Origin of the sequence: Psychrobacillus mangrovi (genome assembly GCF_037104765.1) — a bacterium.
Classification (GTDB): Bacteria; Bacillota; Bacilli; order Bacillales_A; family Planococcaceae; genus Psychrobacillus; species Psychrobacillus mangrovi.
This window is the reverse complement of record NZ_JBAWSY010000011.1, coordinates 15,941-35,159: the sequence shown is the minus strand read 5'-3', so window position 1 is coordinate 35,159 and position 19,219 is coordinate 15,941. Positions and strand designations below refer to the sequence as shown.

The window sequence follows — 19,219 nt, the reverse complement described above, 5'->3', positions numbered from 1 at the left end:
GATGGCTATGCTACTTACTTTAATTGGAAAGCAAATAAAAATGCTGTTACGTAATAAACAACCACTGATTATTTTATTAATCATGCCACTTGTTCTAATTACGATTCTTTCTACAGCGCTTGCTAGTGTGATGAATAGTGGTGGAGAACCGGCCATTCAAGCTAGACTGGCTTTAATAGATGAATCAAGTTGGGAGAACGAAGAGGAATCTATTAAGAATTTCTTAGAGGAGCAGGGATTGAGTGGTCCATCTTTAGATGCAGTACTAACACAATTGAAAAGCTCTGATCCTATTTATATTCTAGAAGACTCCATTCTATCTGCCGATGGTGTGGAAGAGTATATATCGGTGGAAAAGAAACAATCGACGGGCTTAGATAGTATTCGAAAAGACAAAAATACGGATGGCATTTTAACGATTCCTTCGAGTTTTCGTTTGGATTACATAAAAACAGCTTATTTTAATGAAACTCAAACACCGGAGATTGATTTATTTCTTAGTCAAGAAAATGAAATACGTGCTTCTATTATCCAATCTGTCATAACTGAATGGCAAAATGGCTATACAAAGTCACTTGCTCTTACGAAAGCTGGCATTACATTGGATCAATCTTTACAAAATAACTCAAGTGTTGAAAAAGTGGAACAAGTGTTGGAAGAAAGAGAAAGAAAGATTCCAGCCTCCGTTTATTACACAGCTGGAATGCTTGTTATGTTTGCTCTATATATCCCTTCCTTCTTAGCTGGCTTTGCTTTACAAGAGGTACAGTGGAAGGTTTATGACCGAATGATATTAGCAGGAGTATCAGCTACTTGGTACGCTATTTCTATATTTATTACAGGATCGCTTGTGGCTTTTGTTCAACAATTGTTGCTTCTGCTCTATGGGAAGTTTGTGCTTGGAATAGATTGGATTGGTCTAGATGCAATGGCTGTTATTGTTTTAACCTATAGTTTGTTTATTGGGGGACTATCTGCATTGTTAACTACCCTACAATTTAGAACGAAGTCCGATGGAGTAGCGAATTTGTTTAATGGTTTAGTAATTACGATCTTCTCATTTCTTGGTGGCTCGTTTTTTAATATTGGGGACGTATCTACTATACTAGCTAAAATCGGAAATCTTACACCAAATGGAGCTACAATGACCGCCATTCTGTCTATTCAAAAAGGTAGAGAATTAGAGATAATATGGCCTTTAATGTCTGTTTTGTTTGTGGCATTTAGTCTTTGTGTGTTGCTCTCTATTGTTTTATTTCCAAAAAGAGGGGTGACATCATGAAGGGTATATGGATGGCAAGATTACAAAACTTAAAAAGAAAACCACTTGTTCTCATATCAATGACCGTCATGACTGTTATATTCGCATATGTGTTAAGTGGTTCAGTTGGTAGTAAATTGTCTTTATTAGTAGCAACGGATGACTCAAAAATGAGTAAAGAAGTTTTAGAGAGCTTACAAAAAGAAGAGGATTATGCATTAATCGTTTTATCAGAGCAAGAGCTTCAGGATACAATAAAGGAAAATAGAGACACGATTGGTGTATTGCTAAATGAAAAAACGTATACCATCCTATCCGATATAGAGTCGGATGTGGTGAGTAATCTCTCTCTAAAAGTAGTATCGACCTATAATAATCTTGCTTTTCGCGATCAAGTAATTGCTGTAGGAGGGGAAAGTAAGTGGAATGATGTAGATAAAGGGTTAGAAGATCAAGCTTTTCAACTAAATGAAGCATCGATGGATGAATCAAAAATTTTCCGATATGATGGTGCATTGCAAAGTTTATTTGGTTTTATGCTTTATTTTGTTTTTTATACAATCTCTATAAATGTACAATTTATATTAGAAGATAAAAGATCTGGAGTTTGGAATCGATTAAAACTAGCGTCCATTAGTAGGTTTCAATTATACTTTGGGCATTTATCCTTTAGTTATTTAATTGGACTTGTGCAGATGCTTCTAGTTATTTTTGTTTTTCGATTTATAGTGGGTACTAATATGTACGGGGGATTATGGAAGGTAATCATTATTTGTAGCTTTTATGTATTACTTGTGATGGCTTTCTCCTTATTTATCATTTCATTGGTCAAAACAGTTAGCCAGAGTAGCGTGATCATATCATTGCTTGCTGTAGCTTTTGCTATGATTGGTGGAGCGTATTGGCCACTTGAAATTGTGGGGTCCGAGGCTTTACTTGCAATGAAGTGGTTGTCTCCAATCTATTATGGAATGGAAGCATTAAAGAGAGTTACCATTTATGGGGAAACCTTTAGTAATGTTTCAACGTACTTAAGTATGATGTTATTTTTAGCGGGTCTCCTATTAATAGTGGGAATTACTTTACTAGAAAAAAGAACGGAACGCTATCATTCAAGTGAATAGATGGGGGTGTTTTGGATATGTACTGGTGTAAAATCGCAAGAACCGAAAAAGAATTTGAAGCAATAGCTCGATTAAATTATCAGACATTTGTGGAAGAGATTCCACAACATGAACCAGATCCAAGTGGAATGAGGGTCGATCCATTTCATCATGAAAATGTTTATGTGATTGTGCTAAAGGATCAAGAGCTAGCGGGAATGGTTGCTTTCCGAGCAGAGCGTCCGTTTTCGCTAGATCTAAAGCTTGGCCCCGTAGAAGATCTACTTCCGGAGGATGCTCTTCATGGGCTACTTTGTGAAGTTCGATTATTGGCGGTTGATAAAGCACATAGAAATGGAAGAGTGTTTTATTATTTAGCGAGAGCATTATCTGATTATGCGTATGAAAACGGGTATGGAGCGGCTGTTATATCAGGAACGATTCGAGAACAAAAGCTATACAATCAGTTAGGTTTTGAACCTTTTGCTGATACAGTTGGAACAGATGATGCGCTCTTTGTTCCTATGATGCTAACTAGAGAACGATTTGAACATTCGGTTGCGGCTCGTTTTAAACAAAAAAGATATTCATTTTACCCTGGGCCAGTCCAACAATCGGAACTTATTCAACAGGCATTTTTAGAAAAGCCAATATCTCACCGTTCGCATGAGTTCGAAGTAATGTTAGAGAGAGTAAAGGATAGTCTGCGAGTAATGAGTGGAGCAGCATATGTCCATCTGTTAGTTGGAAGTGGGACTCTTGCCAATGAAGCGATGATTGCTCAATTGCATGTAATCGGTGAGAGAGGGTTAATCCTAACAAATGGTGCTTTTGGAGAACGTTTGGAGAAGCAAGCCAAGAGATGGGGACTTTCCTACAAGGTGAATCAGTATGAATGGGGAACTTCCTTTGATTTAGTGGAGGTGGAAAAAGAGCTCGCCACTGGTAATTATAGTTGGCTGCTTATGACACATGGTGAGACCTCAACTGGAATGTTAAATGACTTGGAGAAATTGGCTGAAATCTGTAAGCGGAATAATGTTTTGTTATGCGCAGATTGTGTGAGCTCATTTGGGGCACTTCCTTTTCAACTGGATGATGTTTATTTGGCTACAGGAGTTAGTGGGAAAGCAATTGGAACGATGAGTGGATTAGCATTTGTATTTGCTAATACGGAGATTACATTAAGTGAAAACATCCCCACGTATTTGGATTTAGGATTTAGAAGTAATCATGCAGTTCCATTTACAATGCCTTCTCAGTTTGTTCTGAGTTTAGAGTATGCATTAAAGGCTTATGAAGGTGGATTTAGATATAAACAATTACATAAAAGAATGCGATTTATCGAAGAAGAAGTGAAAAAACATCAAATAGAATTGTTAGCGGATCATCATTATCCAATGATTTTTACGTGGAAGGAAAAGAATTTTCCATATTTAGCGGAGGATGCACGGATGTCAGGATTTGATTTGCATTATAGAAGTGATTATTTAATCGAAAACGGCTTACTACAAATTTCATGCATTCAACCGAATTTTGAAGACGCCTGGATTAAATTTATGGCATGGCTTGATAATTATCGCGCTTATCATGGGGAATGAAAGATTTGTGACCGTATAGAATAAAATGTGACAGCATAAAAGAATTACTGACCGGATAAATTATAAGGTAACATTTTATTGGTTTGGAGAAGCGTCCACTCCACTCCTGCGGGTAAGCAAGACAGACGAGCCCCTGCAGGAGCGTAGCCAGGGCACTGAATAAGTCCTCAATGAGATTTCATCACAGTATTTGAACGACAAGTTGTTCACATACTCGATTTTTATTTTGTACCCGTTAATTTCTGTTCCAGGCGGACGCGTTCCGCCGGCATGGCTTCAGCCGCTTCCCTCGCTACGCTCAGTCCAGGGTCTTCAGCTCATGCACCTGCCGCTTCGCTTTCAGTGCAGAAAACATTTGCTATTCCGGCTGGAGTCGCCGCCTTCCACTACAATTAACTATTATCCGCTTTTCAATTAGGAAATCATCATGCCATAAATAGAGCAAGTTTTTATCACTTACATTTTTTCAATTATTATTTATAGAAAATCGTTGAAAAAGGCGACACTCCTGCGGGAATAGCGTTAGCCGAAGACCCCGCAGTTGAGGGGAAGGCAATCTAAATTCGCCGCATCCTGCGGCAACGATTGCATGACCAACATCGTGTTGGCCTAGGAGGCTAAGGTAACGCCCGCGGAAAGGGAGCCGTTTCAACGATTTTCTTACTTATCGGATGATATTACTTGGTAAAGTCAAATTCTATAGACTTTTTCAGTACCCTCAGCGTAGGGAAGGAAGGCTAAGTGCACCTCTTCAAATGGAAGGCAATCTAAGTTACTGCGTCCTGCGGCAACGATTGCATGACCCACTTCCTGTGGGCCTCAACGCCTTCACGACCACCATCGTGTTGGCCCAAGCGGCTCTGCGCTCCCCATAAAAAGCGAGTGGTAAGCTTCGGAAACCTAGTTTGTCTACAACCCGAGGTCTGTCTCCAAGTTAGGAGACTGCCCCTTTTGCATAACTTTCATAAATTCCGCTTTTAGGATATCTCTTTCGCATATTGTTTAAATATACAAGAAAAGAAATCTCGATGATTAGTATGAACATCACAATCAAAATACTCCCAGTTAAGCTATTATCGTAACTTGTATTCATTAAAAACGATTGAATGAACAAAGATGGCAACACAACAGACATATACCAATAATACATTCGCTTCGTAGAGATTAAACCTTCCTTATAAGGAAGCAACTTTGCGACCTCTTGAAGAAGAGTAAACAATAAATATACAAGACTCACTTTCAACACACTAAGAAGGGCAGAATAATATCCTAGCCATTCACTCTGTTGGATAACTTGATCATTTAAAAAGAAGTTAGGCATCGAAACAATTACTAGAATTATCAACAAGTTTTTTAGTTTCTCATAAGGTTGAGAGGATAAAGTCGCTATTTGTTTGATACCATTGTATATAAAAATATATCCAATAAAGTCCGGAAAGAGGTCAACAATGATGTGAATTTTGATGAATATGAAAAGAAAGCCGATGAACAGTTGTTTAAATCCATTTCTCATTTAACGTCATCCCTCGCTTTCTTAACGATGGCAGTCACTTGGTCTTGAGTCAGAATAGGATTACTAATAATATTGATCACGTGCTTGATTTGATTCCCGTCGGCGTCCTCACCTGTCCAGTCTTGTATAAGTGAAATAGTTTTTACGTCTTTCGAATCTTCTTTTGTGTGAAAGAAAATTCCTATTGAATCTCCTGCATTTAATTGAAGCGGCCATTTTACTTCCGTGTAGAGAGGGGCATTCAAATTCTCCCATTCTTTTGATGCATCTTCTCTAATGATTGGACTATGTTCACTAGCATCTTTCCAAACCATTAGCTTTATATCGATGTCTTGTTGAATAGCCTTTGGTAACTCGAAAGCCTCCATGTTTACAGGCACATTTATATGGAGAAATTCCGCACGGGAGTTGCCAGTATAGTTATATCCTGAGCCTTTAATAAATGCTTCATCTGAAGTTTTATAAGGTGTGAAATCTAGTTTAGATACATTTACTGGAACTGTTTGACCGTTTGTAAAAGTGGCATAAACCTCATTATTATTCTTTATTTCCTCTTGAAAATTTTTTATATCCTCTTCTCCAAAGCTGAACATTGCTTCCTTTAAATAATGATGGGTAAATTCTTGTTTAAAAGATTGGGCAGTTGGGTTCTCAAAACCAGGGAAAATGAAGTTACGCTCATTAAAAAAGCTTTGGTCTCCTATGGAAAGCGATTGTAATTCGATGATATCTTTTTTATTCGTTATATAATGTAATGATAAATTTGTATAATCCCTTGTTGGTATATCTAAATAAGCATTTAACATAACTGGTTTCTCTAGTTGTTTTGATTGAAAGTAAATGAAATTAACAACCCAGCTTACGAGTATTATGCTAATAACTCCCCAGAACCAATTTTTCCTCAATGATTACATTCCCCCTTTGACTTTCTTGTACGTCTCTTGAATAAAATTTTTATAAGGAGAGTCAGGCATCTTATTAATATTATCTAAAGCAAGGTGCGCTGCTTCCAAAGCTTTTTCCTTTTGGCCGAGCTGCAAGTAACATAATGCAACATATGCATCCTTTTCGTAGAATATGGACAAATCGAATGGATGGTGAAGTACACTAGGGATTACAACTTCCTCAAACTGTTTAAGGGCTTCTTCAAATTGTTTTAATCCAAACAATATCTTCCCTCTTTCAAGCAAGAAGAAAGGGGAGAATAGCTTATTCTGCTTGCTTTCATTAATAACCTCTTTATATATCTGATCTGCTTCTTTGTACAAATTTTTAAAAGAAGTTAAGTAGTGAATTTCCGCATATGAGATGAAAGTCTTAGAATCCTCATCCTCGGCAAATTCACTATATGCCCTTAGCTTTTTTAAATAAAATTCTATTTTCTTTTCATCCATAGCCATCATGAAATGCGCGGTAGCTAATCTGTATAAATTATCAACTTGTTTAAATATCTTATGTTTATTTGAGTACTCAATAGCTTTTTCCATTTTCTCGATAGCAGCTTCATGCTTGCTGACTGCAAAATATAGCACAGCTTCAAGATAGTCATAATCTAACCGAGATAGAGGGTCAATCCATAAAGGGTTTAATTCAAGTTGTTCACGTTCTTTAAGAAGTATATTTAGTGCTTCTTGATAATTGTGGTTTGTATATGGAACTACTGCAAAGAGCCTTCCCATATCGGCCCGTTTGGTTGTTAAATTTAGTTGTTCATACATGGTAGCAACCTTTTTAAAAAGGGATTGAGAATATTCTTGGTCTTTTAATGATATACATCTACTGTACAATTCAAGTAAACGAGCAGCTTCATAGCCGTGAGTAAGCTTAGGTACATAAGGTTCTACAAGATCTATTAATTGCTCATATTCATCAGTTAACTCATCATACTTCGTATTAAAAAGTAATTCTGCCTTCTCTAAAACTTCTCTGAATTCTTGTACACTTACTTCTTCTAAAAGTTCTGTAACGTCAACCCCTAGCTGGTCCGCAATGTAATTCAAGCTATCCATAGAGGGGTTAGCCTTATTGTTTTCGATTAAACTAAGCATTCCTTTGGTAAGTTGTGAGCCTGCCAGTGCCTCTAGTGTCATTTTCTGTTGTTTTCTAAGTTTGCGTATGCGATCGCCTAATGTGGGCATGAGAATCACCTCTTTAATTATTTGTTTAATTATATTAAACTTTTTGTTGAAAGGGAAGGAATAATATGGTATTATTTGTTTAATTAAATTAAACTTTTAAAGGGGAATATAAATGGAAGAGGTATTAAAGCTTAAAAAGGCAACTTATCATTTGTGGACTTTCACGATTAGCAAGGTCATATCTTCCTTTGGTGCACAAGTGTATACATTTGCAATCAGCTTCTATATTTTGCAATTAACTGGTTCTGCATCTAGTTTTGCAATGAATTTAATTTGCGGTATTTTACCTAGAACACTGATAGCACCTTTTGCTGGATATGCAGCAGATAATTACTCCAGAAAAATGATTGTCATTGTGTCACAAATTGCAACTATTATTGCAATTGGTGGTTTACTGACTATAAGCTTAACGCTTGGTCTATCGTTAATCGCGATTTATGCTACATCTGTAATTCTTTCGATTACATCGTTATTTTCTGGTGTGACCTTTAGTTCTTCCATCACAGGATTAGTAGATGAAGCAAGAATTCAAAAGGCTATGTCGTTAAATCAAATATCAATCTCATTTGCTGCAATAGGAAGCCCTGCAGTTGGTGGTCTTTTATACGGTACGGTAACAATGCCAGTTTTCTTAGTTATGTATATCGTTGCATCAGTTGTTGCGGTAATTCTAGAATCTACGATGAACTTTAAGTTGTTTGCTAAACGGAAAGAAGTGGTTGAAGGGGAAGAAAAAGAGCCGATGCTACAAAGCATGAAGGCAGGCGTTAGTTTTTTAATGAAACAACCAATCTTAAAGATTTTAGTTATTATATCACTCTTTATAAATTTTTTATTTGGGGCTTTCCAAGTAGGATACTCGTTCATTTTAATTGAAAAGCTTAAAATTAATTCACAACATTTTGGATTTACTGAAGGTGCGTTTGCAATAGGAATGCTAATTATGTCGATATATTTCTCTGCTCGTAAAGAGTTGAAATATCCTTTTCTAGTTTCTAAATGGAGTATCGTGGTAATGGGTGTCTTTATAGGCTGCGTGGCTTTGCCATTATTAATTAGTATGTCTTATGTCATGACCGTTGTATTTTATATATTGCTTATGTTCGTGTTCGGTGTGGCTATGGTCATAACAAATACACCAATTCAAGTAATGATGCAAAAAATGATTGAAGATGATTATAAAGGGCGAGTGTTTTCTATTGTTGAGACTGGTGCAATGGCTCTTATGCCACTCGGAATGGTACTGTTTGGTTACTTATATGATGTTTTACCGGCAGAAAGTATTCTTATTGTATCGAGCTTCTTGCTAATTTTAGTCGTATTGGTATTAGCAAGACCTTCAGTTGTGAGAGTAGCCCATCCCGAACTCCAAAAAGCACAACCAGAACTACAATAAAATGCCAAGGAATAAATTCTTGCGTTCAGATATGTAAAAAAATGGGGAAGTGGATCCGCCTGCATTTACTTTATTTTTTTGTTTTAACATAACACGGATGACCTTTTTAGATAGATTTTTTTTTTTGATAGAGACATACTCTAGTTGATTGTAGTGGAAGGCGGGGACTCCAGCGGGATCAGGGAGACAGATGAAACATCACAACGTACCCGAAGGGGGCGGTGATGGTTCATCGCTCACCCCGCGGAACGCGTCCTGCTTGGAACGGAAATCAACGGGTTCCAGCGAGCGGTAAGCTTGGTAAAACTAAATAACTAAGTGATTTAAGTACAAATAGAAAAAATTAAACCGCATGAAATCTCATTTTGATTTCATGCGGTTTATGCATTTAGAAAGGCTTTTGTACCAGCCTCTTTATCTTGGATTGTTTAGTGAAGCTTACGCTACGTCTCTCAATGATTTCGAAGATTTACGAAATTTGAAGATCAATCCAATGGAAAGAACTGCGAGCACACCGGAGAACGCATAAATATTATTTGGTTGAATTGTGAATAGCCAAGCAAATAATAATGGACCAATAATTCTTCCTAGGTTATCCATGGAATAAGTCATACCTGCAGCTGTGCCGTAGCTTCCTCCGGATTCCTTCGTGGTAAGTGAAACAATGGTCGTTCTGGCTAGTGCATTCCCAGCGGTAAACATGCAAAGTGAGAACCCTGCCCAGAAAATGCTCGTTGTAAAAACGGTCATAAATAAACCGATTGCAGTAATGACTTGTGCGTATAATAGCCATTTTGTTTCAGTACCATTTTTAATTCGTCGTACAACGCCACCTTGAATAGCTGCGTCCACGAATCCGCTAAACATAAACAAATAGCCGATTTGCAAAGGCGTAATGTCCACCTTCTCGATTTGGAACAGCTGGAATGTAGCTTCTAATCCAGCTAATAAGAACGTCACCATGAATGAAAACAGAAACAAATACTTTATTCGATACGACCAAAGACTTGCAGCGCCCTTTGGAAGAAGTGCTCGTTTATTTGCTTCTCCAGTTCTCATAGGTTCCTTCAATATAATAAGTGCGTACACGAAAATGATTAATAATAAAATGGCGGAAACCGTAAATGGAAGCGATAAGTTAACGTGCCCGAGAACACCTCCAATAGCTGGTCCAAAAATAAATCCTAAACCAATTGACATTCCAATAAAGCCCATATATTTGGTGCGGTTTTCTTCGTTTGATAAATCCGCTGCAAATCCCGTTACAGCTGTGTATAAGGCGCCTGAAAAAAGTCCTCCAACGACACGAGACAAGTAAAGCATGAATAGCGAATCAAAAAATAAAGAAAATAGCCAAAAGCTTAAACTAAAACCAACCAGTCCAACTAAAATGAGTGCCTTTCTTCCCGTGCGATCCGAAAGCATTCCCCAAAATGGAGCAGTGAAAAAAGAAGCTAGAGAGTATACTGTCAATAAACCTCCGACATGGATTTCATTATAATTTTGCTGCAGAATAACTTCGGGCAATATAGGTATGATAATCCCAAAACCTAGATAAACTAAAAATTGAATGGACATTAATATAAAAATAGTTTTTTTCATACAGAAACCTGCTTTCTGAAAATCTTCTAGTTTCTATATTACACTTTTCCTATATGTTTGACATCTCAGTACCAAAACCCATATAAAAAAGCTATCCGATTTTAAAAAAGGATAGCTAATAATGTTTAATAACCCCTTGGTTCGGATATACTTTCCATAGCATGAGAAACTTCTTGTACATGTGGAAATGGGAATGCTAAATCGGCCAACGATACAAAACCGACAAGCTTACTGTTCTCAACTACTGGAAGGCGGCGGACTTGGCATCTTGCCATTACTAATGAGGCTTCTACTGTAGTATCGTCAGGTGAAACAGAGATTACGGATTTCGTCATTACATCTTCCACTTTACTTTTCACATCTCGTGCAACGGATCTTGTTACGATATCTCTATCGGTTATCATACCGACGAGTTTTTTATCGCTAACAACGGGAAGACAACCAATATCCAATGTTCGCATTTGCTCAGCAACCTCATTTACGTAATCCTGTGGATTGCAAGTCGCGACTTCTTTACTCATCACATCTTTTACATTCACGTGAATCACTCCTTATGGTTATTACCTAGCTTGGTTTACAATTAAATAAAATATGTAACAAAATTGAAAGATTAAAACGATGTAAATAGTGGTATTATAGGGTAGGAAATAATAAAAAATGAGAAACTTTTTTTAATATAAATCGTAATACTATATGGAAGGACGAGGTGGAAAGAATGGCTAAGGAAGTTGATTTAAAGAAAATTGTAAGTAATCTTTCAAAGCTTGGTGTGACTGTTACAATGACAAAATCGAGACTTGACATGCTTAAAGCGTTAGCACCTCCTGCACAAAGTCCTCAAAGCTAAAAAGAGGGTGACTCGGAATATTCGAGCCACCCTCTTTTTATTTGCTTCTTAGTCATCTTCGTTTTTAGCGAACATATACGTTTTATGATGAAATTTCATACTAAATACTAAGCCGATTGCTAGCATATTTCCCATTAGTGAACTACCACCGTAGCTTATGAATGGTAGTGGGATACCTGTAATAGGGAGTAACTGAATCGTCATACCAATATTTTCGAAAACATGGAATGTAATCATAGCAATGATACCTGCGCATACATACGTACTATAGGCATCTTTTAACTGCAATGTAATTTTTGTTAAATGGAAAATAAGTAAAAAGAAAAGACTTATGACGATACTAGCTCCAACAAATCCATATTCTTCTCCAATTACTGCGAATATAAAATCAGTATGATTTTCTGGGACATATACAACGCGACCGCCATAGCCTTTTCCGAAAATTTCACCGGAACCAATAGCATTTAAGGAAGTGATCAAGTGCATACCCTCATTTGAAGCATAAGAGTACGGATCTAACCAAGAATATATTCGAGCAAATTGATAGGGGTCGAAGCCAAATTTATCTTCTAAAAAGTCTTGCATAAATAGAGCCATCCATAATAGTAAGACACCTAGTCCTACTCCACCAAGAAAGACTGGAAGAATAATTTTCCATGTAATTCCGGCAACTATAATTAACGCTACCGTAATGGCCAAAAAGACAAGCGCTGTCCCAAAGTCAGGCTGTTCTAATATAAATACGAGAGGTACAAGTAACGTAGCACCTATTTTTCCTAGCAGAATAAAATCTGTTTTCAAGCTTTTCATTAAATATATTTCGTGGTGCTTAGTGATTAACCGAGCAAGTCCTAAAATATAAAAAGTCTTCATAAACTCCGCTGGTTGTATATTACCAATAGGTAAATGAAACCAACTTTTTGCTCCATTTACTTCTTTTACAAGTGGCATTGAATCTGGCAATACAAACAAAACAAATAAAAGAAAAATACCGATGCCATAAATAATCCAGGACATTTTTTTATATTGTTCTGGTTCAAAAAACATAACAAGACTTATAATGATTGCTCCAACGAAATACCAAAAAACTTGCTGAGCAGCAAAATTCTTACCTACATATTGTCCTGATGTTTGTGCTGATGTAATTGCTAGTAAGCTAACAATTAAAAATAATAATATTATAAAAGCGAGCGTCCAATCGAATCGATCGGCAAAGCCTTTTTTGTTTTCCATAAAGTCACCTATATTTCTATCAAATTTCATTTGTCAATTTGTCCAGCTAAATACACTTTTTTTATTATAGCTTAAAAAAATGATTTTTGCTTGTCAGTTAATAGAGACGACACACAAAAATCAGATGTTTCAATTGAAAAAATTATGCTAATATAGAACAGACGATTAAGGAGTGAACCTCAGTGGCAAAAAAAGAGAAAGAAATAGAAGAATATTTAACACATCTTTATGTACATGTGAATGAAATTGAACATTTCGCTTTATTTAGTGGGCTTTCGGTCCAACAGTTTATAAAGAATTTCTCTGATTTGTCGGCTCTTTTATTATTAAAACATCAATATGAAGACGCATCTTTTAATATGCATACGCAATTAGAGTTTGTGGTGAAAGAACAATATAATCATTTTTTAAAGGATTATGCAGAAAGACCATCAGTACTCTGTTTGCTAGATTTTTCTGATGAGCGAAAGTTAAATATGTTGTCACCTCAGGAACAAGCAGAGCTACTATACATAGCCCATAAAAAAGAAGCATTTCGACTTCCGTTTTATCATCATCTACAAAATCGATTTGTTTATTTATCAGACGAAGGTCAACAAATCACAAAAATATATTTTCGTGATATAGAGGATATTAACAAATTAATTGCTAGTGTATTTAATCAATATATACATGAAAAAATGAAATCAACTGCTTTTTGGAGAAAGAAGAACAACGTGATTTTACCTGAATTATCTATAGAAAAGGTAGATGCGTATGCTGATTATTATGAAGATGGCGTGTTAATGTCCTTATTTAAATTAGATAAAACAAACTATGGCATAGAGATTAGAAGCCTACCTGAAAACATTTTTCCTGATGAAGTGCTTGGAGATTTGAAAGATCATTTAGACAAGCCAGCAGATTTGTTAATTCAGTTTTAATCAGCTATGATGAAAAGCGATTACCAGATTGAAGACAAAAGGCAGTTGGCTGATTGGTTTGGATAAGCGTCCGCTCGACCGCGGAAAGCTTCGGAAACTGATCTATTCTATATAAAAATAAATTCAAGTTTGTCTATACGCTGATGCTAATTTGTTAAAAAAACGCTTTTGCTACTTTCAGTTGCAAAGGCGTTTATTATATATATTGAGGTGTTACTTGGTGTTTTTAACTTATTTGCAATAGTAATGAAAACGATTCCGATTGGAACAGCATATGCTATTTTACAGGGAACTGGTCAGCAAGAACTGTCATCATTGGAATTATTTCGTTTCATTGTTATATTTTAAGTCGGGATGAAAGTGATACCTAAAATAGTTAATTTATATCATCGGTTGATGGTTCATCTAACGATACGGTACATGATAAACTAATACTATCCAAAACGTGGAGGTTATTTACAAATGAAAATTAAATTAGGTTTATTATATGGTGGGAAATCTGCCGAGCATGAGGTTTCGTTATTGACGGCAAGAGCAGTGTCTCAAGCTATTAATTTTGATAAATATGAAGTATATCCGATTTTTATAACGAAAACGGGTGAATGGAGAAAAGGTAATGCTTTAATCGGCCCAGCAGAAACTGTACAAATGCTTCAATTTGGTGAGCGTGAAAGTAAACCAAATAATATTATAAGTTTTTTACCGGAAGAGGTATCAGCAAATTCTGCTATGGAGACAAAAACAGATTCTAATTTGGATGTAATTTTTCCATTACTTCATGGTCCGAATGGGGAAGATGGTACAGTTCAAGGTTTACTGGAAGTTTTGAACTTACCGTATGTGGGAAATGGCGTTTTAGCATCTGCTGCTGGGATGGATAAAGTAGTAATGAAGCAATTATTTGCTCAAGCGGGCTTATCTCAAGTTCCTTACGTGCACTTTATTCGTAAAGAGTGGAAAAACAATCAAGCTGCGTTATTGAAAAAAATGGAAGAAAACTTGAAGTGGCCATTATTTGTTAAGCCAGCGAACTTAGGGTCAAGTGTTGGGATCACAAAAGCTACGAACAGGGAAGAACTTTTAAAAGCTGTAGAATTTGCTTTTAAATATGATCGTAAAATTATTGTGGAGCAGGGGATTGTTGCACGCGAATTAGAAATGAGTGTTCTAGGGAATGACGCGCCAAGATGCTCTGTAGCAGGGGAAGTTTTACCAACGAAAGACTTTTATGATTACGAGGCAAAATATGAAGACGGAACGACAAACTATGCAATTCCAGCTAATGTTTCTACTGAATTATTGAAAAAGATGGAAGACGCTGCAATTCGAGCTTTTAAAGTACTTGATTGCTCGGGCCTTGTTCGCGCAGACTTTTTTGTAACTGAAAACGAAGAAGTACTTATTAATGAAGTAAATACGATGCCCGGATTTACACCTATTAGTATGTATCCGAAGCTTTGGATTGAGTCTGGGTTGTCCTACTCCGATTTAATCGAAGAATTGATTACACTTGCACTCGAACGTTATGAGGAAAAACAACAACTCGAGCATTCGAAAGATGGAGAGTGACTGAATTGAAAAAAAGTTTAACAGAAATAGCAGCATGGCTTGGAATAGCAGAAAATCCTGAATTAAATCCACTTGTGACAGGTGTATCAATTAACACTAGAACTTTGCTACCTGGCGACATATTTATCCCTTTTCGTGGGGAAAATGTAAATGGCCATCGTTTTGTGAAGGATGCTTTTGATAAAGGAGCAGCAGCGTCTTTTTGGTTAAAGGATGAACCAAATCCACCAGAGGATGTTCCTCTTTTATTCGTAGAAAGCGGGGAAAAAGCACTTCAGCAAATGGCGGTAGCTTATCGAGAAGAATTGGACGCTACTTTCATTGGGATAACAGGGTCTAATGGCAAAACTTCTACAAAGGATTTAGTAGCTGGAATGTTATCTCCTTACTTCCGAGTGAAAAAAACGGAAGGTAATTTTAATAATGAACTCGGATTGCCATTAACCATTCTTTCACTTGAGGAAGACACGGAGTTTGCTGTACTAGAAATGGGCATGAGTTCATTTGGAGAAATAGAATTTTTATCTAATCTTGCAAAACCTAAGTACGCAGTAATCACAAATATCGGGGAAGCGCATATGCAAGACCTTGGCTCTCGTGAAGGTATTGCGGAAGCTAAATTTGAGATTATTTCAGGATTAGATGCAAATGGACAGTTATTCTATGATGGAGATGAACCTTTACTACGTCCATTTGTGGAAAATGCTCCTAATATTCATACGAAATCTTTCGGAACGAATGAACAAAATGATTTGTCTATTGTCGAAGTGAACTTTACAGAACAAGGAAGCACCTTCCGTGTAGCTGGTGAGATAAACGAAGAAATGTCCATCCCTGTTCTTGGCGAGCACCAAGTGAAAAATACATTGGCTGCTTTATTAATCGGGAAAGAGGTTGGGTTAAGTTCGGATCAAATGCGAGATGCGTTGAAAAAAATTGTATTAACAGATATGCGAATGCAAGTAATTGAAGCTTCAAATGGAGCTATCTTTATTAATGACGCGTATAATGCAGCACCAACATCTATGAAAGCCGCAATTTCATTTTTAGAAAAGTCATCGATTAAACCAGTTAAATGGCTTGTACTTGGCGATATGCTAGAGCTTGGAGAAAATGAAAGGCAATACCACGAACAAATCAGTGAATCCATTTCAAATGATGTATTTACTGGAGTTTGTTTGTTTGGACCAAGAATGAAATGGCTATACGATCAATTAGTCAAGAAATTTAATGAGGACAGTATTATTTGGGTAGAAGATGACTATAAAAAACTTATTTTATTTTTAGACAAACGTATAAACGAACAATCAATTGTTTTAGTAAAAGGATCTCGGGGTATGAAATTAGAAAGAGTCATTGAACCGTTTCAAAAATAGAAACGGGAATGGAGGAACAATATGAAAACAGGAGTACTTTGCATACACGGATTTACAGGTGGACCATATGAGGTGCAACCTTTTGTAGATTTTTTACATGCAAATACAGACTGGGAATTTGTTGTTCCTACTCTTCCTGGCCATGGGGAAACGCTTTCGCTTGAAAAATTATCCGCAGAAAATTGGATGATGGAGGCAGAACTAGCACTTAGACAGCTTCAAAAAGAAGTAGACCGTGTGTATATTATTGGATTTTCTATGGGTGGTGTAATTGCACTATATTTAGCGAATCGCTATAAAGTCGATAAATTGATTTTATTAAGCGCGGCTGCCAAATACATTTATCCTACTCAGTTGCTTCAGGACATTCGAGAGATTGCAAAAGAAGCAATGTCTGGAAAGCTTGAAGACAACAACCTGTATAAATTATATAGAGCTAAGTTGAAAGCTACTCCAATTCATGCCACGCTAGAATTTATGCGTTTAGTGCGTATGGTTGAACCTTATTATGGCCAAATTAAAGTACCAATCTGTTTAGTCCAAGGAAAAAAAGATGGTATTGTTCCTTATACTACGGCTCAGTTCTTATTTGACCAAATAGGGTCAGAGAAAAAAGAGCTTATCTATTCTGAGGTTGGCAAACACCATATATGCTATAGTGACGACAGTGAAGATTGGTATAATAAAGCATTTCAATTCCTAATGGAAGAAGAGGTGGAAAGTATAGGGAGTAATTAACTAATTATTATAACAGTTGCTTATTCGTTGCAACGATAGATATTGCATGTTAGACTGTAAAGAGCAATGGATACATTTTGTGTGAAGACTCTTCAGCTTTTTATTGAAGAGTACTTTTTTTTGAACATAACGGTTTGTTGAAGTAATTAGAGTTAATTACTCCATAACGAACCGCTCGGCAAAAGACCGGGCTTTCCCTTTAAATAAGACCCCTCTGAACTGAAAACCACAGAGAATTTTAAGAAACGGAAACGTTCCTCGTATAGGCTCGAATTTGCCGCAATTTCATCTGAAAATGTAACCATTTGTCAAAACAGAACAAAAAGGAGATTAAAATTTTGACAAATTTTTCAGAATTAAATATTAGCGCTTCTACACTAAAATCCGTACAACGCATGGGTTTTGAAGAAGCAACACCAATCCAAGAAGGTACTATTACACATGCTATGGAAGGCCGCGATATTATTGGCCAAGCACAAACAGGTACAGGTAAAACTGCTGCTTTTGGTATCCCTATGATTGAAAAAATCGATACAAAAAACCCAAATATTCAAGCACTTATTATCGCTCCAACTCGTGAACTTGCAATTCAAGTTTCAGAAGAGCTTTATAAATTAGGTTACGACAAAAAGGTTCGTCTTTTATCTGTATATGGTGGTCAAGAAATTGGTCGTCAAATCCGTGCACTTAAAAACAAACCTCAAGTAATCGTTGGTACACCTGGTCGTATTCTTGACCACATCAACCGTCGTACGTTAAAACTTGATCAAGTTCAAACACTTATCTTGGACGAAGCAGATGAAATGCTTAACATGGGATTCATCGAAGACATCAATACAATTTTAGAAAGTGTTCCTGATGAACGTCAAACATTATTGTTCTCAGCTACAATGCCAGGACCAATTCGTAAAATTGCTGATAAATTCATGAAAGATCCAGTAGAAGTAAAAATCAAGTCTAAAGAAATGACTGTTGAAAACATTGAACAGTTCTTTGTAAAAGCTACAGAGCGCGAAAAATTCGATGTTCTTTCAAGAATATTAAATGTACACCAACCTGAGCTTGCAATTATCTTCGGTCGTACAAAACGTCGTGTAGACGAATTAGCTCAAGCACTAAGCATTCGTGGTTACCTAGCGGAAGGAATTCACGGAGATTTAAGCCAAGCGAAACGTATGTCTGTTTTGAAACAATTCAAATCAAATAAAATTGATATCCTAGTTGCAACAGATGTAGCAGCACGTGGATTAGATATTTCTGGTGTAACACATGTATATAACTTTGATATTCCACAAGATCCTGAAAGCTATGTTCACCGTATTGGTCGTACAGGCCGTGCAGGAAAACATGGTATTGCTGTAACTTTCGTAACACCAAGAGAAATGGGTTACTTACGTATCGTAGAGGATACTACGAAAAAACGTATGACACCTCTTCGTCCACCAAGTTCAGACGAAGCGTTAGTCGGTCAACAACGTGTTGCGATTGAAACATTATCAGAAATCGTGAACAAAAATGATTTAGGTGACTATCGCACATTAGCTGCTGAAATGCTTGAAAAGTTTGAAGCTGTTGATGTAATTGCTGCAGCAATTAAATCGTTAACGAAAGAACCAGACGATACACCAATCTCACTTTCTGAAGAACGTCCATTACCAGCTCGTAGAGAACGCAGCGGTGGTGGTGGCGGACGCAGCGGCGGCGGTGGTTACAAAGGTAACCGCAGCAGTGGTGGTGGCGGACGTAGTTCATCAGGTCGCGGAGGAAGCGATCGCGGTGGTTCCCGTTCAGGCGGTGGCCGTCCAAGCAGCGCACGTCGTAGCAGTGGTCCACGTGACGGCTCTACTCAACGTAGTACAAGAACTCGTTCACCACGTAACGAAGGCTAATTTTAAATCTATAGGATGAATCTTACATTT

The 19,219-nt window shown here is 36.9% G+C and carries 16 protein-coding genes and 1 pseudogene; 11 read left to right on the top strand and 6 right to left on the bottom strand.

Annotation, left to right across the window (positions count from 1 at the left end):
- Window positions 1-7: 7 nt before the first annotated feature.
- The 3 genes from WAX74_RS14055 to WAX74_RS14045 are packed head-to-tail and all read left to right on the top strand — an operon-like array spanning window position 8 to window position 3,965.
- On the top strand, window positions 8-1,282 hold the full coding sequence (locus WAX74_RS14055) for an ABC transporter permease (RefSeq protein ID WP_336498293.1): 1,275 nt from the start codon (window positions 8-10) through the stop codon (window positions 1,280-1,282).
- Window positions 1,279-2,385 carry an ABC transporter permease gene (locus WAX74_RS14050; RefSeq protein ID WP_336498292.1) on the top strand — a complete coding sequence of 369 codons (1,107 nt, stop codon included), beginning with the start codon at window positions 1,279-1,281 and terminating at the stop codon, window positions 2,383-2,385. The genes WAX74_RS14055 and WAX74_RS14050 overlap by 4 nt, the downstream gene beginning before the upstream one ends.
- A gap of 17 nt (window positions 2,386-2,402) precedes the next feature.
- A complete protein-coding gene (locus WAX74_RS14045; RefSeq protein ID WP_336498291.1) occupies window positions 2,403-3,965 on the top strand; it encodes an aminotransferase class V-fold PLP-dependent enzyme in 1,563 nt (520 codons plus the stop codon).
- Window positions 3,966-4,899: 934 nt separating this feature from the next.
- Here WAX74_RS14045 and WAX74_RS14040 read toward each other — a convergent pair.
- From WAX74_RS14040 to WAX74_RS14030, 3 genes are read right to left on the bottom strand one after another with little or no spacing between them, the layout of a single operon-like run.
- Window positions 4,900-5,478 carry a hypothetical protein gene (locus tag WAX74_RS14040; protein WP_336498290.1) on the bottom strand — a complete coding sequence of 193 codons (579 nt, stop codon included), beginning with the start codon at window positions 5,476-5,478 and terminating at the stop codon, window positions 4,900-4,902.
- Entirely contained in the window at window positions 5,475-6,383 is a 909-nt protein-coding gene (locus WAX74_RS14035) for a hypothetical protein (RefSeq protein WP_336498289.1), read from the bottom strand. Before WAX74_RS14035 ends, WAX74_RS14040 begins: the two co-directional genes overlap by 4 nt.
- A 3-nt stretch (window positions 6,384-6,386) precedes the next feature.
- Window positions 6,387-7,616, bottom strand: a complete 1,230-nt coding sequence (locus WAX74_RS14030) for a helix-turn-helix transcriptional regulator (protein WP_336498288.1) — start codon at window positions 7,614-7,616, stop codon at window positions 6,387-6,389.
- A 112-nt stretch (window positions 7,617-7,728) separates the two neighbouring features.
- Here WAX74_RS14030 and WAX74_RS14025 point away from each other — a divergent pair, with 112 nt between their 5' ends.
- Window positions 7,729-9,012, top strand: coding sequence for an MFS transporter (locus tag WAX74_RS14025; RefSeq protein WP_336498287.1), 1,284 nt, complete (start codon window positions 7,729-7,731; stop codon window positions 9,010-9,012).
- Window positions 9,013-9,450: 438 nt separating this feature from the next.
- Here the strand turns inward: WAX74_RS14025 and WAX74_RS14020 are convergent, their stop codons facing one another.
- Together WAX74_RS14020 and WAX74_RS14015 are read right to left on the bottom strand one after the other, a co-directional pair.
- Window positions 9,451-10,590: an MFS transporter gene (locus WAX74_RS14020; RefSeq protein ID WP_413788974.1), complete on the bottom strand. Its 1,140-nt coding sequence runs from the start codon at window positions 10,588-10,590 to the stop codon at window positions 9,451-9,453.
- A gap of 149 nt (window positions 10,591-10,739) precedes the next feature.
- On the bottom strand, window positions 10,740-11,153 hold the full coding sequence (locus WAX74_RS14015) for a CBS domain-containing protein (protein WP_336498285.1): 414 nt from the start codon (window positions 11,151-11,153) through the stop codon (window positions 10,740-10,742).
- Between the two features lie 176 nt (window positions 11,154-11,329).
- Here WAX74_RS14015 and WAX74_RS14010 point away from each other — a divergent pair, with 176 nt between their 5' ends.
- Window positions 11,330-11,461 (top strand): Lmo0850 family protein, encoded by a 132-nt coding sequence (locus WAX74_RS14010; protein ID WP_253278910.1) that lies wholly within the window; start codon window positions 11,330-11,332, stop codon window positions 11,459-11,461.
- 48 nt (window positions 11,462-11,509) lie between these two features.
- Here WAX74_RS14010 and WAX74_RS14005 read toward each other — a convergent pair whose 3' ends face one another.
- Entirely contained in the window at window positions 11,510-12,694 is a 1,185-nt protein-coding gene (locus WAX74_RS14005; RefSeq protein WP_336498356.1) for an FtsW/RodA/SpoVE family cell cycle protein, read from the bottom strand.
- 182 nt (window positions 12,695-12,876) lie between these two features.
- Here WAX74_RS14005 and WAX74_RS14000 point away from each other — a divergent pair, with 182 nt between their 5' ends.
- The 6 genes and pseudogenes from WAX74_RS14000 (at window position 12,877) to WAX74_RS13975 (ending at window position 19,189) form a co-directional block, all read left to right on the top strand.
- The gene (locus WAX74_RS14000; protein WP_336498284.1) at window positions 12,877-13,617 is read left to right on the top strand and encodes a hypothetical protein; all 741 of its coding nucleotides are present in this window, start codon (window positions 12,877-12,879) and stop codon (window positions 13,615-13,617) included.
- Between the two features lie 222 nt (window positions 13,618-13,839).
- Window positions 13,840-13,943 (top strand): annotated as a pseudogene (locus WAX74_RS21030) (ligand-binding protein SH3); the annotation flags it as partial.
- Between the two features lie 136 nt (window positions 13,944-14,079).
- On the top strand, window positions 14,080-15,186 hold the full coding sequence (locus tag WAX74_RS13990) for a D-alanine--D-alanine ligase (RefSeq protein WP_336498282.1): 1,107 nt from the start codon (window positions 14,080-14,082) through the stop codon (window positions 15,184-15,186).
- A gap of 5 nt (window positions 15,187-15,191) precedes the next feature.
- The gene (locus WAX74_RS13985) at window positions 15,192-16,562 is read left to right on the top strand and encodes a UDP-N-acetylmuramoyl-tripeptide--D-alanyl-D-alanine ligase (RefSeq protein ID WP_336498281.1); all 1,371 of its coding nucleotides are present in this window, start codon (window positions 15,192-15,194) and stop codon (window positions 16,560-16,562) included.
- A 21-nt stretch (window positions 16,563-16,583) separates the two neighbouring features.
- Window positions 16,584-17,300 (top strand): alpha/beta hydrolase, encoded by a 717-nt coding sequence (locus WAX74_RS13980; protein WP_336498280.1) that lies wholly within the window; start codon window positions 16,584-16,586, stop codon window positions 17,298-17,300.
- Window positions 17,301-17,638: 338 nt separating this feature from the next.
- Entirely contained in the window at window positions 17,639-19,189 is a 1,551-nt protein-coding gene (locus WAX74_RS13975; protein WP_336498279.1) for a DEAD/DEAH box helicase, read from the top strand.
- Window positions 19,190-19,219 lie beyond the last annotated feature (30 nt).

What these genes read in the sequence shown, in the direction of transcription:
- WAX74_RS14010 (WP_253278910.1), top strand. Translation starts at nt 11,330, where the DNA reads ATGGCTAAGGAAGTTGATTTAAAGAAAATTGTAAGTAATCTTTCAAAG.
- WAX74_RS13980 (WP_336498280.1), top strand. Translation starts at nt 16,584, where the DNA reads ATGAAAACAGGAGTACTTTGCATACACGGATTTACAGGTGGACCATAT.
- WAX74_RS14045 (WP_336498291.1), top strand. Translation starts at nt 2,403, where the DNA reads ATGTACTGGTGTAAAATCGCAAGAACCGAAAAAGAATTTGAAGCAATA.
- WAX74_RS14025 (WP_336498287.1), top strand. Translation starts at nt 7,729, where the DNA reads ATGGAAGAGGTATTAAAGCTTAAAAAGGCAACTTATCATTTGTGGACT.
- WAX74_RS14030 (WP_336498288.1), bottom strand. Translation starts at nt 7,616, where the DNA reads ATGCCCACATTAGGCGATCGCATACGCAAACTTAGAAAACAACAGAAA.
- WAX74_RS14005 (WP_336498356.1), bottom strand. Translation starts at nt 12,694, where the DNA reads ATGGAAAACAAAAAAGGCTTTGCCGATCGATTCGATTGGACGCTCGCT.
- WAX74_RS14020 (WP_413788974.1), bottom strand. Translation starts at nt 10,590, where the DNA reads ATGTCCATTCAATTTTTAGTTTATCTAGGTTTTGGGATTATCATACCT.
- WAX74_RS14055 (WP_336498293.1), top strand. Translation starts at nt 8, where the DNA reads ATGCTACTTACTTTAATTGGAAAGCAAATAAAAATGCTGTTACGTAAT.
- WAX74_RS13990 (WP_336498282.1), top strand. Translation starts at nt 14,080, where the DNA reads ATGAAAATTAAATTAGGTTTATTATATGGTGGGAAATCTGCCGAGCAT.
- WAX74_RS14050 (WP_336498292.1), top strand. Translation starts at nt 1,279, where the DNA reads ATGAAGGGTATATGGATGGCAAGATTACAAAACTTAAAAAGAAAACCA.
- WAX74_RS14040 (WP_336498290.1), bottom strand. Translation starts at nt 5,478, where the DNA reads ATGAGAAATGGATTTAAACAACTGTTCATCGGCTTTCTTTTCATATTC.